This is a genomic window from Enterobacter sp. GER_MD16_1505_Eko_090, from assembly GCF_003331015.1.
Classification (GTDB): Bacteria; Pseudomonadota; Gammaproteobacteria; order Enterobacterales; family Enterobacteriaceae; genus Enterobacter; species Enterobacter roggenkampii.
This window is the reverse complement of sequence record NZ_PUQF01000016.1, coordinates 56104-73193: the sequence shown is the minus strand read 5'-3', so window position 1 is coordinate 73193 and position 17090 is coordinate 56104. Positions and strand designations below refer to the sequence as shown.

The window sequence follows — 17090 nt, the reverse complement described above, 5'->3', positions numbered from 1 at the left end:
GGCACTGTCACAGGGAATTACTCCCCTTCGCCCGGGAACAGGAACGGGTTGATCGAGCTGCGGGCAAAGCCCTCCTGCTCCATCTTCGCGTCCAGAATCAGCGAGGCGAGATCGTCGGCCACCGCTTCGACTTTCGGGTCTTTTTCCTGATACAGAATCTTCAGGTAAGTGCCGCAGTCGCCGCAGCTTTCGGCTTTCACTGCCGCGTCTTCGTTTTCCAGCGACCAGTAGTTGAGATCGCGGGTCTGCTCGCAGTTGCTGCACTTGATGCGCACCACGTGCCACTCGGTTTCACACAGGTTGCAGTGCAGGTAGCGCAGCCCCTGAGTGGTGCCGATTTGCACCATGCTGGAGACCGGCATTGAGCCACACACCGGGCAGAACTGGCGCGCCTCGCCGTATTCGGCGCGAGCTTTGCCCGGGATCAGGCTTGCCATTTGTGCCCAGTAGAGCGACAGGGCTGCCCAGATAAACGGCGCCTTATCGCTGCTGACCAGCGAGAAGTCGGACGCAAACAGCGCGCTCGCCATCTCTTCCAGCTCCAGGTCAGAGGCTTTTTCCAGATTCTCAATGACCGCCAGCGCGGTTCCGCTCATTTCCGGCTTCAGCTCGGCAATCAGCGAATGCAGCAGCTTTTGCCAGTGCTTGTCGCGCGGCAGGACGTGAATGTCCAGCGGCGGCTTGCCCTGCGCGTTGGCTTCTTTGATGCGCGCGGTCAGGTCCATTTGCAGCGGGTGGTCGTACAGCACCACTTCCTGCGCGTGGGCGACCAGCGCGGCAAAGCGCAGAAAATCACCCAGCGGGTTGTTCTCTGCCAGCTCGCGCAGACGCTCTGCGCGGCGGTTGTAGAGGTTCTTGAGTCTGGGGAATAACAACGGCGGAATATAATCCGCCGTGCGTTTCTCGCTCGACCCCAGCTCATCTTGCGGGATTATGCGAATACTCATTCAGATGACTTTTCCTGTTTCTGGCGGACTTCACGGTACCAGCGCGGGTGATGTTTCTTCGCCCACGTGCTGGTGACCCATCCCTCCACCATCGCGGTAATGGTGCCTTTCACCCAGAGGGCGGCGTAGATATGCACCATGATAACCACAATTAACGCCACTGCGGCAAATGAATGCAGCATCAGCGCGAATCGGATCACCGGGATTGAGAAAGCAGGCGCAAAGTACGGACGCCAGATGATCACGCCGCTCACCAGCAACAGGACCAGGAAGATAATCGCCGCCCAGAATACGCATTTCTGGCCGAAGTTATAACGCCCGGTGTCACCCACTTCCTCGTTGACGACGATCTTACGAATATTCTTCGCCCAAAAGATATCATCCCGATTGATTAGGTTATGGTGCCAGTAGCGGAAAAACATGATGATGAACGACGCGAACATGATGACGCCCACAAACGGGTGCAGGATGCGCGCCAGCTGTGGTGTCCCCATGATCTGCATCAGCCAGTTGAAGGACGGGAAGAAGAACCCCAGCCCGCTTATCGCCGCCAGCATGAAGCAGAAGGCGGTGACCCAGTGGTTGATGCGTTCCGGCGCGGTGTAGCGCACGATGGTGTCACGTTTTCTCATTTGCGCACCTCGTCTTTCTCTTCATGCAGGTTGTCGTCTTCCTCTTCCGCGCGGTTCGGACCGACGCCGACGTAGTGGAAGATGCTCGCTGCAAAGGTGGCAGCAAAGCCCACCGCTGCCAGCGGTTTCCAGATGCCTTTCCAGAACTTCACGGTGGCGCTGATTTCCGGGTTCTCCGGCAGGCCGTGATACAGGTTCGGCTTGTCGGCGTGGTGCAGCACGTACATTACGTGCGTACCGCCTACCCCGGCCGGATCGTACAGGCCCGCGTTGTCGTAACCACGGGTTTTCAGCTCGCCCACGCGCTCTGCCGCCAGCGTTTTCATATCCTCTTTAGAACCAAAGTGGATGGCGCCGGTTGGGCAGGTCTTCACGCAGGCAGGCTCCTGGCCGACGGTAACGCGGTCCACGCACAGGGTGCATTTGTAGACGCGGTTGTCTTCCGGGTTCAGGCGCGGTACGTCGAACGGACAGCCCGCGATGCAGTAGCCGCAGCCAATGCACTGCTCGGACTGGAAGTCGACGATGCCGTTGGCATACTGAATGATAGCCCCTTCTGACGGACACGCCTTCAGGCAGCCCGGATCCGCACAGTGCATACAGCCGTCTTTGCGGATAAGCCATTCCAGCTTGTCGTTCTGCTCCACTTCCGAGAAACGCATCACCGTCCAGGACTTGGCGGTCAGGTCCGCCGGGTTGTCGTACACCCCGACGTTGTGGCCCACTTCGTCACGCAGATCGTTCCACTCAGAGCAGGCCACCTGACAGGCTTTACAGCCGATACAGGTGGTCACGTCGATAAGCTTCGCCACTTCCTGCTGGTGGTCCCGCGCCTGAGGCGCGGGCGTGAAACCGTTAGTCGCGGAACGACGGATAATGTCTTGAGATTGATAAGCCATAAGTCGTCTCCGTTACACCTTTTCCACGTTCACGAGGAAGGCCTTAAACTCCGGCGTCTGCGTGTTCGCATCACCGACGAATGGCGTCAGGGTGTTCGCAATGAACCCTTTCTTCGCCACGCCCTCATAGCCCCAGTGAATTGGGATGCCGATGGTATCCACCTGCTGACCGTGAACGTTCAGCGTGCGAATACGCTTGGTCACCACCGCCTTGGCCTTGATGTAGCCGCGGTTAGAGGAGACCTTCACGGTATCGCCATGGGCAATGCCGAGCTTGTTCGCCAGCTTCTCGCCGATCTCCACAAACTGTTCCGGCTGCGCGATGGCGTTAAGCAGCGCGTGCTTGGTCCAGTAGTGGAAGTGCTCGGTCAGACGGTAAGTGGTGCCCACGTACGGGAACTTGTCCTTTTTACCCAGCGCTTCAAAATCGCTCTTGAAGATACGGGCTGCCGGGTTAGAGACCACGTTCGGGTGCAGCGGGTTGGTGCCCAGCGGCGTCTCAAACGGCTCATAGTGTTCCGGGAACGGACCTTCCGCCATCTTATCGATAGCGAACAGACGCCCCATTCCTTCAGGCTGCATGATAAACGGCCCGACGTCGCTGCCTGGTGCGGCAGTGCTGTAGTCCGGAATATCCACGCCGCCCCATTTCGCACCGTCCCACTTCAGCAGCTGACGCTTCGGATCCCACGGGTTGCCCTGCGGGTCAGCGGACGCACGGTTATAGAGGATGCGGCGGTTGAGCGGCCATGCCCATGCCCAGCCCAGCGTATTGCCCAGACCCGACGGGTCGGCGTTATCGCGGTTGGCCATCTGGTTGCCTTTCGGCGTCCAGCTACCGGCAAAGATCCAGCAGCCGCTGGAGGTGGTGCCGTCGTCACGCAGGTGCGCGAAGGTGCTGAGCTGATCGCCTTTCTTCGCCAGCACGGTGCCGGTGGCCGGGTCGATAACGTCCGCCAGCGCCTTACCGTTGCTCTCCATCGCCACTTCTTCCGGCGCTGGGTTTTCCGGCGTCGAGTAGTTCCAGGTCATGTTCAGCACAGGCTCAGGGTTCGCGCCGCCTTCAGCCGCATACATCTTACGCAGGCGTAAGAAGATACCGGCCAGGATCTCGCCGTCGTTCATGGCGATGCCCGGGGCGTCCGCGCCTTTCCAGTGCCACTGCAGCCAGCGCCCGGAGTTGACGATAGAGCCGTTCTCTTCCGCAAAGCAGGTCGATGGCAGACGGAACACTTCGGTCTGAATCTTCGACGGATCGACGTCGTTCGATTCACCGTGGTTCTGCCAGAAGGTCGAGGTTTCGGTATTGAGCGGGTCAATCGTCACCAGGAACTTCAGTTTCGACAGCGACTCAACAACCTTGTTCTTGTTCGGGAACGAGGCAACCGGGTTAAAGCCCTGGCACAGATAGCCGTTCACTTTGCCCTGATGCATCATCTCGAAATACTGCAGAACGTCGTAACCTTTGTCCCACTTCGGCAGCCAGTCAAAGCCCCAGCTGTTTTCCGCCGTCGCTTTGTCACCGAAGAACGCTTTCATCATCGAGACGAAGAACTTCGGATAGTTGCCCCAGTAGTTCACCTGGCCTTCAAGCAGCGGTTTAGGCGTGCTGGCCGTCAGGTAGGTTTGCAGGTCGGTCTGTTTCTCGCTTGGCAGGTTCATGTAGCCCGGCAGGCTCTGAGACAGCAGGCCGAGGTCGGTCAGACCCTGAATGTTGGAGTGACCGCGCAGGGCGTTCACGCCGCCGCCTGCCATCCCCATGTTGCCGAGCAGCAGCTGAACCATCGCCATGGTGCGGATGTTCTGCGCGCCGATGGAGTGTTGCGTCCAGCCGAGGGCGTACAGGAACGACGCGGTTTTGTCTTTCGCGCTGGTTTCGGCGATCAGCTCGCACACCTTCAGGAAGTCCGCCTTCGGCGTACCGCAGATGTTTTCGACAACCTCCGGCGTGTAGCGGGAGACGTGCTCTTTCAGCAGGTTCCACACGCAGCGCGGGTGTTGCAACGTGGTGTCACGCTTCGCAAAACCTTTCTCATCCAGCTCGTAGTTCCAGCTGGTTTTGTCGTACTTGCGTTTTTCGGCGTCGTAACCGCTAAACAGACCATCTTCGAAGTGGTAATCCTCACGCACGATCAGGCTGGCGTTGGTATAGGCTTCGGTGTATTCGCGGTTGTATTTTTCGTTGGTCATCAGGTACAGCAGTACGCCTGACAGGAAAGTAATGTCAGTACCTGAACGAATAGGGGTGTAGAAATCCGCCACTGACGCAGTACGCGTGAAGCGGGGATCGATCACAATCAGTTTCGCACCGTTGTGGATTTTGGCTTCCATCGCCCAGCGGAACCCGACCGGGTGCGCTTCAGCGGCGTTACCGCCCATCACCACAATGAGGTTGGCGTTCTTGATGTCGACCCAGTGGTTGGTCATCGCACCGCGACCAAATGTTGGAGCAAGACTTGCTACCGTTGGTCCGTGTCAGACACGCGCCTGGTTGTCGACCGCGAGCATACCGAGTGCACGCGTAAATTTCTGGGTTAAATAACCGGTTTCGTTACTGGAAGCAGAAGCACACAGCATCCCGGTGGAGAGCCAGCGGTTGACCGTGACGCCGTCGGCGTTCTTCTCAACAAAGTTGGCATCGCGGTCTTCTTTAATCAGTTTAGCGATGCGGTCAAACGCCTCTTCCCAGCTGATTTGCTGCCATTTGTCGGAACCCGGCGCGCGGTATTCAGGGAATTTCAGGCGGCTTTCGGAGTGGATAAAGTCCACCAGACCGGCCCCTTTTGGGCACAATGCGCCGCGGTTAACCGGGTGATCCGGGTCGCCTTCGATATGGAAAATAGACGCTTTGGCGTTTTTAGCACCGTCGCCGAGGCTATACATCAACAGCCCGCAACCGACAGAGCAGTACGTACAGGTATTACGGGTTTCACGGGTGCGCAGCAGTTTATACTGCCGCGTTTCCGCCAGCGCTACGCCGGGCGCAAAGCCCAGTGCCGCTGCCGTGGTGCCTGCCATACCGCCAGCGCAGATCTTAAAGAACTGCCTTCTGCTGACCTGCATGGGTCACTCCTTGTTTCGACATTGCTTACATATGTAGTTTTGACTTCGCGGTTGAAGAATGACCGCAAAGGAAAAAATTTGCGTTAATCCCTCAATTCCACGAGGGATATCATCAGAATACCACATTGTCGGTACAGCTGTTCTAATGGCGTTAATACAAAGTGAACGTATTATCACCATGTTGATTATAAAGTGTGATATTGATCACGTTAACAGCTCTGCATGTTAAAGCGGTGTAGCCGGTGGCAGGTTGCACCCCTGCTAAATGAGTAGGAGAATGGTTGTCGAAAAGTTGATCCATACTATGCGTACAGCCTGTGGTTTATGCTGCAATAGCACGCTCGCTTCCGTGGTTGTTCAGGAATACCGCTGTGTCTAAACAAAACCGTGCTCCCCACTCGTCACCCCTGCCTGCCGGCATAGTGGAACTGTCGGTACACCGACCGCCCCACATAACTCATGCCATACCCGATTTTCTGGCCGAAGAAGTGCCCGTTGCGCTCGTTTACAACGGCATCTCGCATGTGGTGATGATGGCGTCTCCGAAAGATCTTGAGCTGTTCGCCATCGGTTTTTCCCTCTCGGAAGGCATCATTGAGCATCCGCAAGATATCTATGGCATGGACGTGGTGCAGGCCTGCAACGGCCTGGAAGTGCAAATCGAGCTCTCCAGCCGCCGCTTTATGGGGCTGAAAGAGCGTCGTCGCGCGCTGGCCGGGCGTACCGGCTGCGGCGTGTGTGGCGTTGAGCAGCTCAACGATATTGGCAAACCTGTTTCACCACTGCCGTTTACTCAGACCTTTAATCTGGCGCACCTCGACCCTGCGCTTGAGCACCTCAACGATGTACAGCCTATCGGCCAGCTCAGCGGCTGCACGCACGCGGCGGCGTGGGTATTGCCGTCGGGAGAGATTGCCGGTGGGCATGAAGACGTGGGCCGCCACGTGGCGCTGGATAAGCTGCTCGGTCGTCGTGCGCGTGAAAGTGAGGTTTGGCAGCAGGGCGCCGCGCTCGTTTCCAGCCGAGCCAGCTATGAGATGGTGCAAAAATCGGCGATGTGCGGGGTGGAGATCCTGTTTGCCGTGTCGGCGGCAACGACGCTGGCGGTGGAGGTGGCCGAGCGCTGCAACCTGACGCTGGTGGGCTTTTGCAAGCCGGGAAGGGCAACCATTTATACCCATCCACAGCGATTAATAGTTAATCAGTAATTTTGAATGATAATAGCAAATCCTTCCGCTTTTAGTTGTTCGCGATGAGGTCTAGTATTTATCTCATCAAGGCACGGTGCCTTACCTAAACAACTTAATGAAAGGGTTTATATTATGAAAAGCATCAAAACTTTTGTCGCTGTAATCGCTCTGGCTACTTCTTTCGGTTCTTTCGCTGCGCAGACCGTAACCGCAACCGCCTCTACCATTGATGGTGCAGAAGCGAAAATCGCGGCTCAGGCTCAGGAAGCGGGTGCGTCATCATACAAAATTACCCAGGCATTCACCGGTAACCGCGTACACATGACTGCTGAACTGAACAAATAAGCGAGCCACACCGTCGAAAGAGCGCCCCCGGGGCGCTTTTTTAGTTTATGCCCGCCACGCGCAGCAATGCCGTCACCACTGCCGCGGCCACAATGACCACGATTAACGGCATTTTCCGCCAGGCCAAAAACACCGCAAACGCCACGCCCAGCACGCGCGCCATGCCCGCGAAGTGGTCTCCCTCATAAAAGGTGGTCGCCAGCGCCACGGAGAACAGCAATACCGTTGCCGCATCTGACAGCAGCGCCTGATAACGCTCCGACAGCGCCAGCCGGTTGCCGAGTTTGGCGCCGCCAAGGCGCATTAAATAGGTTCCGGCAGAAAGAATGGCGATGCCGAGAATAAAGATCGTCATGTTTTCCATTATTTTTTCCTCGCGGCAAGACCGAGTAAAGAGAGCAGTACCGGTAATCCCACCGGGGCAAACGGTACGGCGGCCAGCGATAACACGGCGCCGCTGCAGGCGCGGATCAGCGTGGTACGGTTTTTAAAAGCGGGAACCACTAATGCCAGCAGAATGGCCGGAAATACCGCATCCAGCCCGATGGTTTCTGGGGCCGGCAGCAGCTTGCCGACCATAGCCCCCAGCAGTGCGCCAAGCGGCCAGACGAGGGCGACGCCTAAGCCGCACAGCCAGTAGGCGGCTTTACGCTGCTCGGCGGTTTTTTGCGACAGGCCAAACACCACGCTTTCATCGTTCATGATGTGGCAGCCCAGCAGGCTCAGACCGCGCTTGCCCACCAGCTCTCGCACCGTCACGCCAAACGGCACGTGGCGCGCGTTGACCAGCAAACCTGCCGCCGCGGCCGCCAGCGGATTGCCGCCGCTCGCCACGATGCCGATAAACATGAACTCAGACGCGCCCGCCAGCACGGTAATGGAGAGCACAAACGGCACCCAGACCGGGAAACCGTAGGCCATCGCCAGCGAGCCGTAGGACATCCCGACCACGCCCACCGCCAGGCAGACCAGAATGATTGCTTTTATGGTGTCGCCTTTCAGGCAAGAGAGATGATGCTTCATACAATTTTAGCCATATCGAACGTGTATCCATTATAATGAACGCAACGAAACTGATTTTCAAGACGAACGATTCGTTCGTTTTATAGAACAAGAGGCCGTTATATGACGCAGCCGATCAGCCTGATCGCCAAAAGTCTGGTGCGAGAACGCCTGCGAACCGGGCTTTCACTGGCGGAAATTGCCCGCCGTGCCGGGATCGCAAAATCCACGCTTTCCCAGCTGGAGTCCGGCAACGGTAACCCTAGCCTGGAAACGCTGTGGTCGCTCTGCGTGGCGCTGGATATTCCTTTCGCCCGTTTGCTTGAGCCGCAGCTACCGACCACGCAGGTGATACGCCGTGGTGAAGGGACGAAAGTGGTCGCCGGAGAGGCTAATTATGAAGCCATTTTGCTGGCAGCATGCCCTCCCGGCGCGCGCCGCGATGTCTATCTTCTGATGACCCAACCGGGTGCAGACCGTCTTTCTCAGCCGCATCCGCCGGGCTCGGTGGAGCATATTATTGTGACGCAGGGGCGGGCGCTGGTCGGCCTGCTCGACGCGGCGGAAGAGCTCGGCGCAGGGGATTACATTTGTTATCCCGCCGACCAGCCGCACATCTTCAAGGCCCTGGAGCCAGACACTTACGCGCTGCTGGTGGCGGAACAAAACTAACAGAGATACGGAAACTCATGTCGCTTAAAGCCATTGCCAAAGAACTGGGGCTGTCGGTCACCACCGTCAGCCGCGCCCTCAACGGATATGACGACGTCTCCGCCGAGACGCGCGCACGCGTGGAAGCAGAGGCCCAGCGCCGTGGTTACCGACCGAACACCTTCGCCCGTCGTCTGAAGATGGGCAAAATCGACGCCGTTGGGCTGGTGTTCCCGGTCCATCCTGTTCCGCTCAATAACAGCGTATTTATGGACATGGTCGGCGAAATTAGCCACGAACTGGCGAGACATGAAATCGATTTGTTGCTGATTGCCGATGACGATCTGGCCGATAAACACAGCTATATGCGCATGGTGCAAAGCCGCCGCGTGGATGCGCTGATCGTGGCCCACACGCTGGATCGCGATCCCCGTCTTGAGCAACTGCAGGCCGCCGGTTTTCCTTTCCTGGCGCTCGGGCGCAGCCAGCTACCGCAGCCGTACGCGTGGTTCGACTTCGACAACTATGCCGGTACGTACAATGCGACCCGCTGGCTGATCGGAAAAGGCCATCAGCGCATTGCCCTGCTGGGCGAAAGCAACAATCAGGCATTCATCACCCAGCGCCGTCAGGGCTATCTGGACGCGTTGCGGGAAGCCGGGCTTTCCAGCGAATGGCTGCGCGCCATGCCCCCTTCACGCCGGGTGGGGTATGCCACCACGAAAGAGCTTCTCTCGCTATCGCAGCCGCCCACGGCCATCATTACCGACTGCAACACTCATGGCGACGGCGCGGCGATGGCGCTGGCGGAGCTGGGCCGCCTGACCGGCGAGAACGCCGTTGCGCTGGTGGTTTATGACGGGCTTCCGCAGGACAGCATCGTCGATGCTGACGTGGCGGCAGTGATCCAGTCCACCCGTCAGGGCGTCGGGAAACAGATTGCCGATATGGTTCGCCAGCTGATCAACGGAGAGGCGATCGAGCAGCTCCAGGTGCTCTGGCAGCCCGAATTCTCTCCCGGCCAGACGGCCTGAATCTCTCCATTTTCTAAACCCGATCACAAATCCGAAACGTTTTGGTTTGTATCCGAAACGTTTCGGATCAAAACTCAAGGCATCCCATGACAGGAGATGTCTGATGCAAGATTCCATTTTACGACTCGAAAGCGCGACGGTGGATGTGGTGATAAAAACGCACCCATTCGCCGAAATTATTTACTGGGGGCCGCATCTTCAGCACTTTTCGCCGCAGAATGCTGAAACCCTTTCCCGGCCAGTTGCAAACGGCAGGCTGGATGTTGATTCTCCGGTCACGCTGATGGCCGAGCTGGGGCACGGCCTGTTTGGGTCACCCGGTATTGAAGGGCATCGTCTGGGCCTGGACGGTTCACCTCTCTTTAGCACCACAGACGTCCAGCAGCAGGGGCAAACCCTGACGATTACGGCAGAAGATGAACATGCGGGCCTGCGGCTGACCAGCGAGCTGGCGCTGGACGCCAGCGGCGTGCTGGCGGTGCGTCACGGCTTAACCAACCTGAAAGCGCAGGCGTGGCAGGTGGACCGTTTTGCCATAACGCTACCCGTGGCCGAACGCGCGCGGGAGGTGATGGCCTTCCACGGACGCTGGATCCGGGAATTTCAGCCGCACCGCGTGACGCTTGAGCACGACAGCTTTGTGATTGAAAACCGCCGGGGTAAAACCTCTCATGAACACTTCCCGGCGCTGATTGCCGGTACGCCGTCATTCAGCGAAATGCACGGCGACGTCTGGGGCGTGCATCTGGGCTGGAGCGGCAACCACCGCCTGCGTGCGGAAGCCAAAACCGACGGCCGCCGCTATCTGCAGGCTGAAGCCCTCTACCTGCCGGGCGAAATGGCGATTGAGGAGGGCGACACGCTCTGGACGCCGCGCCTGTATGCAAGCTACTCCGCGCAGGGTCTGAACGGCATGAGCCAGCAGTTTCACCATTACCTTCGCGACAACGTTATCCGCTTCCCCGAAAACAAACCGCGCCCGGTTCACCTCAATACCTGGGAAGGCATCTACTTTAACCACGACCCGGACTACATCATGCGCATGGCCGACGAGGCGGCTGCGCTGGGCGTGGAGCGCTTTATCATCGACGACGGCTGGTTCAAAGGTCGCAACGACGACTACGCCGCGCTGGGTGACTGGTATCTGGACGAGAAGAAGTACCCGAACGGCCTCACGCCGGTCATCAGCCATGTGAAACAGCTCGGCATGGCGTTTGGCATCTGGGTTGAGCCGGAGATGATTAACCCGGATTCCGATCTTTATCGTGCGCATCCCGACTGGGTGCTGGCGTTGCCCGGCTACAGGCTACATACCGGGCGGCACCAGCTGGTGCTTAACCTGAACATTCCGCAGGCGTTTGATTACCTGGTGGAGCGCATGAGCTGGCTTCTGGGTGAACATGAGGTCGACTACGTGAAGTGGGACATGAACCGTGAGCTGGTGCAGCCGGGTCACGACGGGAAGGCCGCCGCTGACGCGCAAACCCGCCAGTTTTATCGTCTGCTGGACGTGCTGGGCAAGCGTTTCCCGCACGTCGAATTTGAATCCTGCTCCTCCGGCGGGGGGCGAATTGATTATGAAGTGCTGACGCGCTGCCACCGCTTCTGGGCCTCGGACAACAACGATGCGCTGGAGCGCAACGCTATCCAGCGCGGCATGAGCTATTTCTTCCCGCCGGAGGTGATGGGGGCGCATATCGGTCATCATAAATGTCACGCCACCTTCCGCCAGCACAGCATTGAATTTCGCGGTCTGACGGCGCTGTTTGGTCATATGGGGCTGGAACTGGATCCCCTCACCGTTGATGAGCAGGAGCGCGAAGGTTATCGCCGTTACGCCGCGCTGTATAAGCAGTGGCGCGAGGTTATCCATCAGGGCACCCACTGGCGCGTGGATATGCCGGATGCCACTACGCTGGCACAGGGTATTGTGAGCGAAGATAAAACGCAGGGACTGTTTATCGTCAGCCAGCTCGCCATGCCGGACTACACGTTGATGATGCCGCTGCGCATGCCGGGGCTTGAGGCCAGCGCGCAGTATCGTATTTCGCTGCTCGATCACCCTGATATTCGCATCACCGGTGAGGGAGGCCATACCATGCGCAAGCTGCCGGCATGGATGGAAACGCCGCAAACGGCGAGCGGTGAGTGGCTGATGCAGGCGGGCATTGCGCTGCCGATTCTCGATCCGGAAAGCGCCATCATGATTGGCGTGGAACGCGTGTAAAGGTGACGGGCCGGGAAACTGGCCCTCCGTTGAGGATAAAAATAATGAACACAACAACCTGTACCCACAAAGACAACCCTAATTTCTGGATTTTCGGGCTGTTCTTCTTTCTCTACTTTTTCATCATGGCCACCTGCTTTCCGTTCCTGCCGATCTGGCTGTCGGATATCATCGGCCTCAATAAAACTCATACCGGCATCGTCTTCTCCTGCATCTCACTCTCGGCCATTGCCTTCCAGCCGGTGCTTGGGGTGATCTCGGATAAACTGGGGCTGAAAAAACACCTGCTGTGGATCATCTCCGTGCTGCTGTTCCTGTTTGCCCCTTTCTTCCTCTACGTCTTTGCGCCGTTACTGAAAGCTAACATCTGGCTGGGCGCGCTGAGCGGCGGCATTTATATCGGCTTTGTCTTTTCGGCGGGCTCAGGAGCCATTGAGGCCTACATTGAACGCGTGAGCCGTAACAGTTTCTTTGAATACGGCAAGGCGCGCATGTTTGGCTGCCTCGGCTGGGGGCTGTGCGCCTCCACGGGCGGGATCCTGTTCGGCATCGATCCGTCGTATGTTTTCTGGATGGGTTCGGGGGCGGCGCTGCTGTTGATGCTATTGCTGGTGGTCGCAAAGCCAAGACCCAACCAGACGGCGCAGGTGATGAATGCGCTGGGTGCCAACCAGCCGCAGATCACCGCGAAAACGGTCTTTAGCCTGTTCCGCCAGCGCAGAATGTGGATGTTTATTCTGTACGTGATTGGCGTGGCCTGCGTCTATGACGTCTTCGACCAGCAGTTTGCTACCTTCTTCAAAACGTTCTTCGCCACGCCGCAGGAGGGCACTCGCGCCTTTGGTTTTGCGACCACTGCCGGGGAAATCTGCAATGCGATCATCATGTTTTGTTCACCGTGGATCATTAACCGCATCGGCGCGAAAAACACGCTGCTGATCGCCGGGGTGATTATGGCGACGCGCATTATCGGCTCGTCGTTTGCCACCACCGCCGTAGAAGTGATTGCCCTGAAGATGCTGCACGCGCTGGAGGTCCCGTTCCTGCTGGTGGGGGCCTTCAAGTACATCACCGGGGTGTTTGATACGCGTCTTTCGGCGACTATCTATCTGATTGGCTTCCAGTTCGCGAAACAGTCGGCGGCGATTTTTCTCTCCGCGTTTGCCGGGAATATGTATGACCGGATCGGTTTCCAGGAGACGTACCTGATGCTGGGCTGTTTCGTGCTGGCGATTACGGTGGTGTCGGCGTTTACGCTCAGCAGCAGGGAGGAGATAGCGGCGGGCAATAAGGCGCTAGAAGTCCATTAACACCCTGAACCCATTCACTATTCCGGCGTTGGTCAAAAAATGAATAACCTTATAAAAACTACGGCATTGATAATCATTTTCAATATCATTTAATTAACTATAATGAACCAACTGCTTACGCGGCATTAACAGCTGTGCCGCCCGACAATAATGGAGAGGATTATGAGTTATACACTGCCATCCCTGCCGTATGCCTACGACGCACTGGAACCGCATTTCGACAAGCAGACGATGGAAATCCATCACACTAAACACCACCAGACCTACGTGAACAACGCGAACGCCGCGCTGGAAAGCCTGCCTGAGTTCGCTAACCTGCCTGTTGAAGAGCTGATCACCAAGCTGGACCAGCTGCCAGCGGACAAGAAAACCGTGCTGCGCAACAACGCGGGCGGTCACGCTAACCATAGCCTGTTCTGGAAAGGCCTGAAAACCGGTACCACCCTGCAGGGCGATCTGAAAGCGGCTATCGAGCGCGACTTCGGTTCCGTTGACAACTTCAAAGCGGAGTTCGAGAAAGCCGCTGCAACCCGCTTCGGCTCTGGCTGGGCGTGGCTGGTACTGAAAGGTGACAAACTGGCCGTGGTTTCTACCGCGAACCAGGACTCCCCGCTGATGGGTGAAGCGATCTCTGGCGCATCCGGCTTCCCAATCCTGGGTCTGGACGTGTGGGAACACGCTTACTACCTGAAATTCCAGAACCGTCGTCCGGACTACATCAAAGCCTTCTGGGACGTGGTAAACTGGGACGAAGCAGCAGCGCGTTTCGACGCTAAAAAATAAGGTTGCATTGACGCCTGTGAGAAGCGAGTCTGATGGCTCGCTTTTTTTGTATCTGCGTAATGGAGGCAGCGATGCATTATCCGGTGAATGTATTTACAGGCAAGGTAAGGGAGTACGACGGCAGCCGCCCGAGCGCCATCGCCAAAATTCAGGTCGACGGTGAGCTGACGTTAACCGACCTCGGGCTTGCGGGCGACGAGCAGGCCGAAAAGAAGATCCACGGCGGGCCGGAGCGCGCGCTGTGCCACTACCCGCGCGAGCACTATCAGCACTGGAAGGCGGAGTTCCCCGAGCAGGCGGATCTCTTCGTTGCTCCCGCGTTTGGTGAAAATCTCTCCACTGAAGGGCTCACCGAAAAGAACGTGTTTATCGGTGATATCTACCGCTGGGGCGATGCCCTGATTCAGGTGACGCAGCCGCGCTCGCCGTGCTTCAAGCTCAACTACCATTTCGGCATTCATGACATGTCGGCTCAGATGCAAAGCGCGGGTAAAACCGGCTGGCTGTACCGGGTGGTGCTGGCTGGGCAGGTTTCAGCGGATGCGCCGCTTGAGCTGGTATCACGCCTGAGTGAGGTGTCTGTTTACGACGCCTGCGCCATTGCGTGGCATATGCCGTTTGATGACGAGCAGTATCATCGCCTGCTGTCGGCGGCGGGGCTGTCGACCAGCTGGACAAGAACGATGCAGAAACGGCGTTTAAGCAGCAAGATCGAGGATAATTCGCGGAGGTTGTGGGGTAAATAGACCTCCGTAAAAAGTAGGCCGGGTAAGGCGAAGCCGCCACCCGGCACTAACAGCTACGAACGCTTATACAACGGTAGCCACAGCGTTAACCGCAGCCCACCCAGCGGGCTGTCGTCGGCTTTCACCCAGCCGCGGTGCTGCTGCATGGCGGTTTCCACAATCGCCAGCCCCAGTCCCGTACCGCCCGATTCCCGGTCGCGCGCCTCGTCGGTGCGGTAGAACGGACGGAATATCTGCTCGCGGTCTTCCGGGCTGACGCCAGGACCGTCGTCGTCGACGATGACGGTGATCCCGTCTTTATCCACCGAGAACGCCACCTCAATCTTCGTGTGCGAGTAGCGCAGGGCGTTACGCACGATATTTTCCAGCGCGCTTTCCAGCGCGTTGGGGTTACCGTACAGCGGCCATGGCCCCGGCGGGAAGTTAACGGTGAAGGATTTGCCCATCTGCTCCGCTTCGAACGCCGCGTTATCCAGCACTTCATGCCACAGATGATTGGCTTTCACCGTTTCGCTCACCAGCGCGTTTTTCTGCTGATTGCGCGACATGACCAGCAGGTCGTTGATCATGCTGTCCAGACGATGCGCTTCGGTTTCGATGCGCTCCAGCTCTTTGCTTTCTCCGCTGCGGCGGCGCAGCAGGGCGGTACCCAGCTGTAAGCGCGTGAGCGGGGTACGCAGTTCGTGCGAGATATCCGACAGCAGGCGCTGCTGGGCCGTCATCATGCGATCGAGCGCGCTCACCATCTGGTTAAAACTGGTCCCGGCGGCCAGGAACTCCTGCGGTCCGGACTCCAGTTCCGGGTGCTGCCTCAGGTTGCCCTGCGCCACTTCGTCGGCGGCGTTTTTCAGCTTACGTGCGGGTTTTGCCAGGCTCCACGCCAGCCATAACAGCAGCGGCGAGCTGACCAGCATCGTGACAATCAGCAGCAGGAGAGGGCGGTCAAACAGCAGGTTGATAAAATCGGACTGGGAGCTGCTCGCGGGGCGAATCAGGTAGAGCTGATAGTTATCCTCGCCATCTCTGACGGAGAACGGCCCCACCATCTCTACGCGGCCATATTTTTTCTTCTGGGGGTGATCGGCATTATCTGCCTGGCCAATGAAGTTGCGGATGATCTGCATTTCATTGCGATCGGCGCCAATCACGCGGCCTTCGCTGGTCACCAGCAGCAGGCGTTGTCCGGGCGGCGCCCACTTGTCGATAGCGCGAAATAGCCTGCGCCACCACATCAAATCGTTTGGCGGATCGTTTGCCAGCTCGGCTTCCACGTGCTGCTCGATCATCACGCCCTGACGTTGCTCGCTGTCGAGCAGCTCCGTCATCTGGCGTGAGTCGAGTTTTGGCAACATCAGTACGAGCATTAAAACCAGTGCCAGCGTCAACCAGAAGATGGCGAAGATGCGGGCGGTTAAGCTTCCTATCATGAAGCGGAAACCATCAGATAACCGCGACCACGCAGGGTTTTAAACCATGGGTGACCGTCTTTACGCTCCGGCAGCTTACGGCGCAGGTTAGAGATGTGCATGTCGATGGCGCGGTCAAACGGGGTAAGACGCTTGCCCAGCACTTCCTGACTTAAATGTTCACGCGATACCACCTGGCCGAGGTGCTGTGCCAGCAGATACAGCAGGGTGAACTCGGTGCCGGTGAGTTCGAGCGTCTGGCCATCAAAGCTCGCTTCCTGGCGGCCCGGATTCAGGCTCAGGGAGTCGACTTCAAGGGTAGGCGAGCTGTTGTCGGTATTCTGCTGCTGCTCGCTCCAGTGGGAACGACGCAGGATTGCGCGAATACGGGCCACCAGTTCACGGTCGTTGAACGGCTTCGGTAAATAGTCATCCGCGCCCAGCTCAAGGCCGAGAACGCGGTCAAGCTCGCTGCCGCGGGCGGTCAGCATGATAACGGGGGTCTGGTGTGTCTGGCGAAGCTCTTTCAGCGTATCAATGCCGTTTTTCTTCGGCATCATCACGTCGAGCAAAAGTAAATCGATGCTGTCGTCAAGGAGACTCAGCGCCTGCTCGCCATCATGGGCAACCAGGACGTTGAAACCTTCCATGTCGAGCAACTCCTTTAAAAGAGATGTGAGCTCTCGGTCATCATCAACTAACAGGATTTTATTCATTGTTTAAATACCTCCGAGGCAGAAATTACGACATCAAGGCTGTCTAATCCATGACTTTACGTTGTTTTACACCCCCTGACGCATGTTTGCAGCCTGAATCGTAGACTGTCTCTCGTTGAATCGCGACACGAAAGATTTT

Annotated in this window: 16 protein-coding genes; 8 read left to right on the top strand and 8 right to left on the bottom strand. The window is 57.7% G+C overall.

The window, feature by feature from the left end; all coding sequences use genetic code 11:
* Nucleotides 1–17 precede the first annotated feature (17 nt).
* Genes fdhE through fdnG form a run of 4 tightly spaced genes read right to left on the bottom strand, consistent with a single transcriptional unit; the run spans nt 18 to nt 5541 of the window.
* Nucleotides 18–947, bottom strand: a complete 930-nt coding sequence (fdhE, locus tag C6A40_RS17995; protein WP_025912306.1) for a formate dehydrogenase accessory protein FdhE — start codon at nt 945–947, stop codon at nt 18–20.
* The gene (gene fdoI, locus C6A40_RS17990; RefSeq protein ID WP_008501832.1) at nt 944–1579 is read right to left on the bottom strand and encodes a formate dehydrogenase cytochrome b556 subunit; all 636 of its coding nucleotides are present in this window, start codon (nt 1577–1579) and stop codon (nt 944–946) included. The genes fdhE and fdoI overlap by 4 nt, the downstream gene beginning before the upstream one ends.
* The gene (gene fdxH / locus C6A40_RS17985) at nt 1576–2478 is read right to left on the bottom strand and encodes a formate dehydrogenase subunit beta (protein ID WP_008501831.1); all 903 of its coding nucleotides are present in this window, start codon (nt 2476–2478) and stop codon (nt 1576–1578) included. Before fdxH ends, fdoI begins: the two co-directional genes overlap by 4 nt.
* Before the next feature lie 12 nt (nt 2479–2490).
* Nucleotides 2491–5541, bottom strand: a complete 3051-nt coding sequence (gene fdnG / locus C6A40_RS17980) for a formate dehydrogenase-N subunit alpha (RefSeq protein ID WP_088728449.1) — start codon at nt 5539–5541, stop codon at nt 2491–2493.
* Between the two features lie 371 nt (nt 5542–5912).
* On the opposite strand from fdnG, the gene fdhD reads away from it, so the two are divergent.
* Both fdhD and C6A40_RS17965 read left to right on the top strand, forming a co-directional pair.
* A complete protein-coding gene (gene fdhD / locus C6A40_RS17970) occupies nt 5913–6749 on the top strand; it encodes a formate dehydrogenase accessory sulfurtransferase FdhD (RefSeq protein ID WP_045336239.1) in 837 nt (278 codons plus the stop codon).
* A gap of 114 nt (nt 6750–6863) precedes the next feature.
* Entirely contained in the window at nt 6864–7076 is a 213-nt protein-coding gene (locus C6A40_RS17965) for a DUF1471 domain-containing protein (RefSeq protein ID WP_008501827.1), read from the top strand.
* A 40-nt stretch (nt 7077–7116) separates the two neighbouring features.
* Here C6A40_RS17965 and C6A40_RS17960 read toward each other — a convergent pair whose 3' ends face one another.
* A complete protein-coding gene (locus tag C6A40_RS17960; RefSeq protein ID WP_045336237.1) occupies nt 7117–7440 on the bottom strand; it encodes an AzlD domain-containing protein in 324 nt (107 codons plus the stop codon).
* Nucleotides 7440–8099: an AzlC family ABC transporter permease gene (locus C6A40_RS17955; protein WP_058657505.1), complete on the bottom strand. Its 660-nt coding sequence runs from the start codon at nt 8097–8099 to the stop codon at nt 7440–7442. The genes C6A40_RS17960 and C6A40_RS17955 overlap by 1 nt, the downstream gene beginning before the upstream one ends.
* 102 nt (nt 8100–8201) lie before the next feature.
* Here C6A40_RS17955 and C6A40_RS17950 point away from each other — a divergent pair, with 102 nt between their 5' ends.
* From C6A40_RS17950 to yiiM, 6 genes are all read left to right on the top strand, one after another.
* Nucleotides 8202–8750: a helix-turn-helix domain-containing protein gene (locus tag C6A40_RS17950; RefSeq protein ID WP_021242797.1), complete on the top strand. Its 549-nt coding sequence runs from the start codon at nt 8202–8204 to the stop codon at nt 8748–8750.
* 17 nt (nt 8751–8767) lie between these two features.
* Complete coding sequence (locus C6A40_RS17945; RefSeq protein ID WP_023293607.1) at nt 8768–9763, top strand: LacI family DNA-binding transcriptional regulator; 996 nt, start codon at nt 8768–8770, stop codon at nt 9761–9763.
* A gap of 103 nt (nt 9764–9866) precedes the next feature.
* The gene (locus C6A40_RS17940) at nt 9867–11990 is read left to right on the top strand and encodes an alpha-galactosidase (RefSeq protein ID WP_045336233.1); all 2124 of its coding nucleotides are present in this window, start codon (nt 9867–9869) and stop codon (nt 11988–11990) included.
* 44 nt (nt 11991–12034) lie between these two features.
* The gene (locus C6A40_RS17935; protein WP_021242800.1) at nt 12035–13300 is read left to right on the top strand and encodes an MFS transporter; all 1266 of its coding nucleotides are present in this window, start codon (nt 12035–12037) and stop codon (nt 13298–13300) included.
* A 162-nt stretch (nt 13301–13462) separates the two neighbouring features.
* On the top strand, nt 13463–14083 hold the full coding sequence (gene sodA, locus C6A40_RS17930) for a superoxide dismutase [Mn] (protein ID WP_045336230.1): 621 nt from the start codon (nt 13463–13465) through the stop codon (nt 14081–14083).
* A 71-nt stretch (nt 14084–14154) separates the two neighbouring features.
* Entirely contained in the window at nt 14155–14829 is a 675-nt protein-coding gene (gene yiiM, locus C6A40_RS17925) for a 6-hydroxyaminopurine reductase (RefSeq protein ID WP_008501820.1), read from the top strand.
* A 53-nt stretch (nt 14830–14882) separates the two neighbouring features.
* Here the strand turns inward: yiiM and cpxA are convergent, their stop codons facing one another.
* Both cpxA and cpxR read right to left on the bottom strand, forming a co-directional pair.
* The gene (cpxA, locus tag C6A40_RS17920; protein ID WP_003862003.1) at nt 14883–16256 is read right to left on the bottom strand and encodes an envelope stress sensor histidine kinase CpxA; all 1374 of its coding nucleotides are present in this window, start codon (nt 16254–16256) and stop codon (nt 14883–14885) included.
* Nucleotides 16253–16951 carry an envelope stress response regulator transcription factor CpxR gene (cpxR, locus tag C6A40_RS17915; RefSeq protein ID WP_006179159.1) on the bottom strand — a complete coding sequence of 233 codons (699 nt, stop codon included), beginning with the start codon at nt 16949–16951 and terminating at the stop codon, nt 16253–16255. The genes cpxA and cpxR overlap by 4 nt, the downstream gene beginning before the upstream one ends.
* Between the last annotated feature and the right edge of the window lie 139 nt (nt 16952–17090).

Bases quoted from the DNA above. Each gene is read 5' to 3' on its own strand.
- fdhE (WP_025912306.1), bottom strand. From the start codon at position 947: ATGAGTATTCGCATAATCCCGCAAGATGAGCTGGGGTCGAGCGAGAAA.
- fdoI (WP_008501832.1), bottom strand. From the start codon at position 1,579: ATGAGAAAACGTGACACCATCGTGCGCTACACCGCGCCGGAACGCATC.
- fdxH (WP_008501831.1), bottom strand. From the start codon at position 2,478: ATGGCTTATCAATCTCAAGACATTATCCGTCGTTCCGCGACTAACGGT.
- C6A40_RS17965 (WP_008501827.1), top strand. From the start codon at position 6,864: ATGAAAAGCATCAAAACTTTTGTCGCTGTAATCGCTCTGGCTACTTCT.
- C6A40_RS17960 (WP_045336237.1), bottom strand. From the start codon at position 7,440: ATGGAAAACATGACGATCTTTATTCTCGGCATCGCCATTCTTTCTGCC.
- C6A40_RS17955 (WP_058657505.1), bottom strand. From the start codon at position 8,099: ATGAAGCATCATCTCTCTTGCCTGAAAGGCGACACCATAAAAGCAATC.
- C6A40_RS17950 (WP_021242797.1), top strand. From the start codon at position 8,202: ATGACGCAGCCGATCAGCCTGATCGCCAAAAGTCTGGTGCGAGAACGC.
- C6A40_RS17945 (WP_023293607.1), top strand. From the start codon at position 8,768: ATGTCGCTTAAAGCCATTGCCAAAGAACTGGGGCTGTCGGTCACCACC.
- C6A40_RS17940 (WP_045336233.1), top strand. From the start codon at position 9,867: ATGCAAGATTCCATTTTACGACTCGAAAGCGCGACGGTGGATGTGGTG.
- C6A40_RS17935 (WP_021242800.1), top strand. From the start codon at position 12,035: ATGAACACAACAACCTGTACCCACAAAGACAACCCTAATTTCTGGATT.
- sodA (WP_045336230.1), top strand. From the start codon at position 13,463: ATGAGTTATACACTGCCATCCCTGCCGTATGCCTACGACGCACTGGAA.
- yiiM (WP_008501820.1), top strand. From the start codon at position 14,155: ATGCATTATCCGGTGAATGTATTTACAGGCAAGGTAAGGGAGTACGAC.
- cpxA (WP_003862003.1), bottom strand. From the start codon at position 16,256: ATGATAGGAAGCTTAACCGCCCGCATCTTCGCCATCTTCTGGTTGACG.
- cpxR (WP_006179159.1), bottom strand. From the start codon at position 16,951: ATGAATAAAATCCTGTTAGTTGATGATGACCGAGAGCTCACATCTCTT.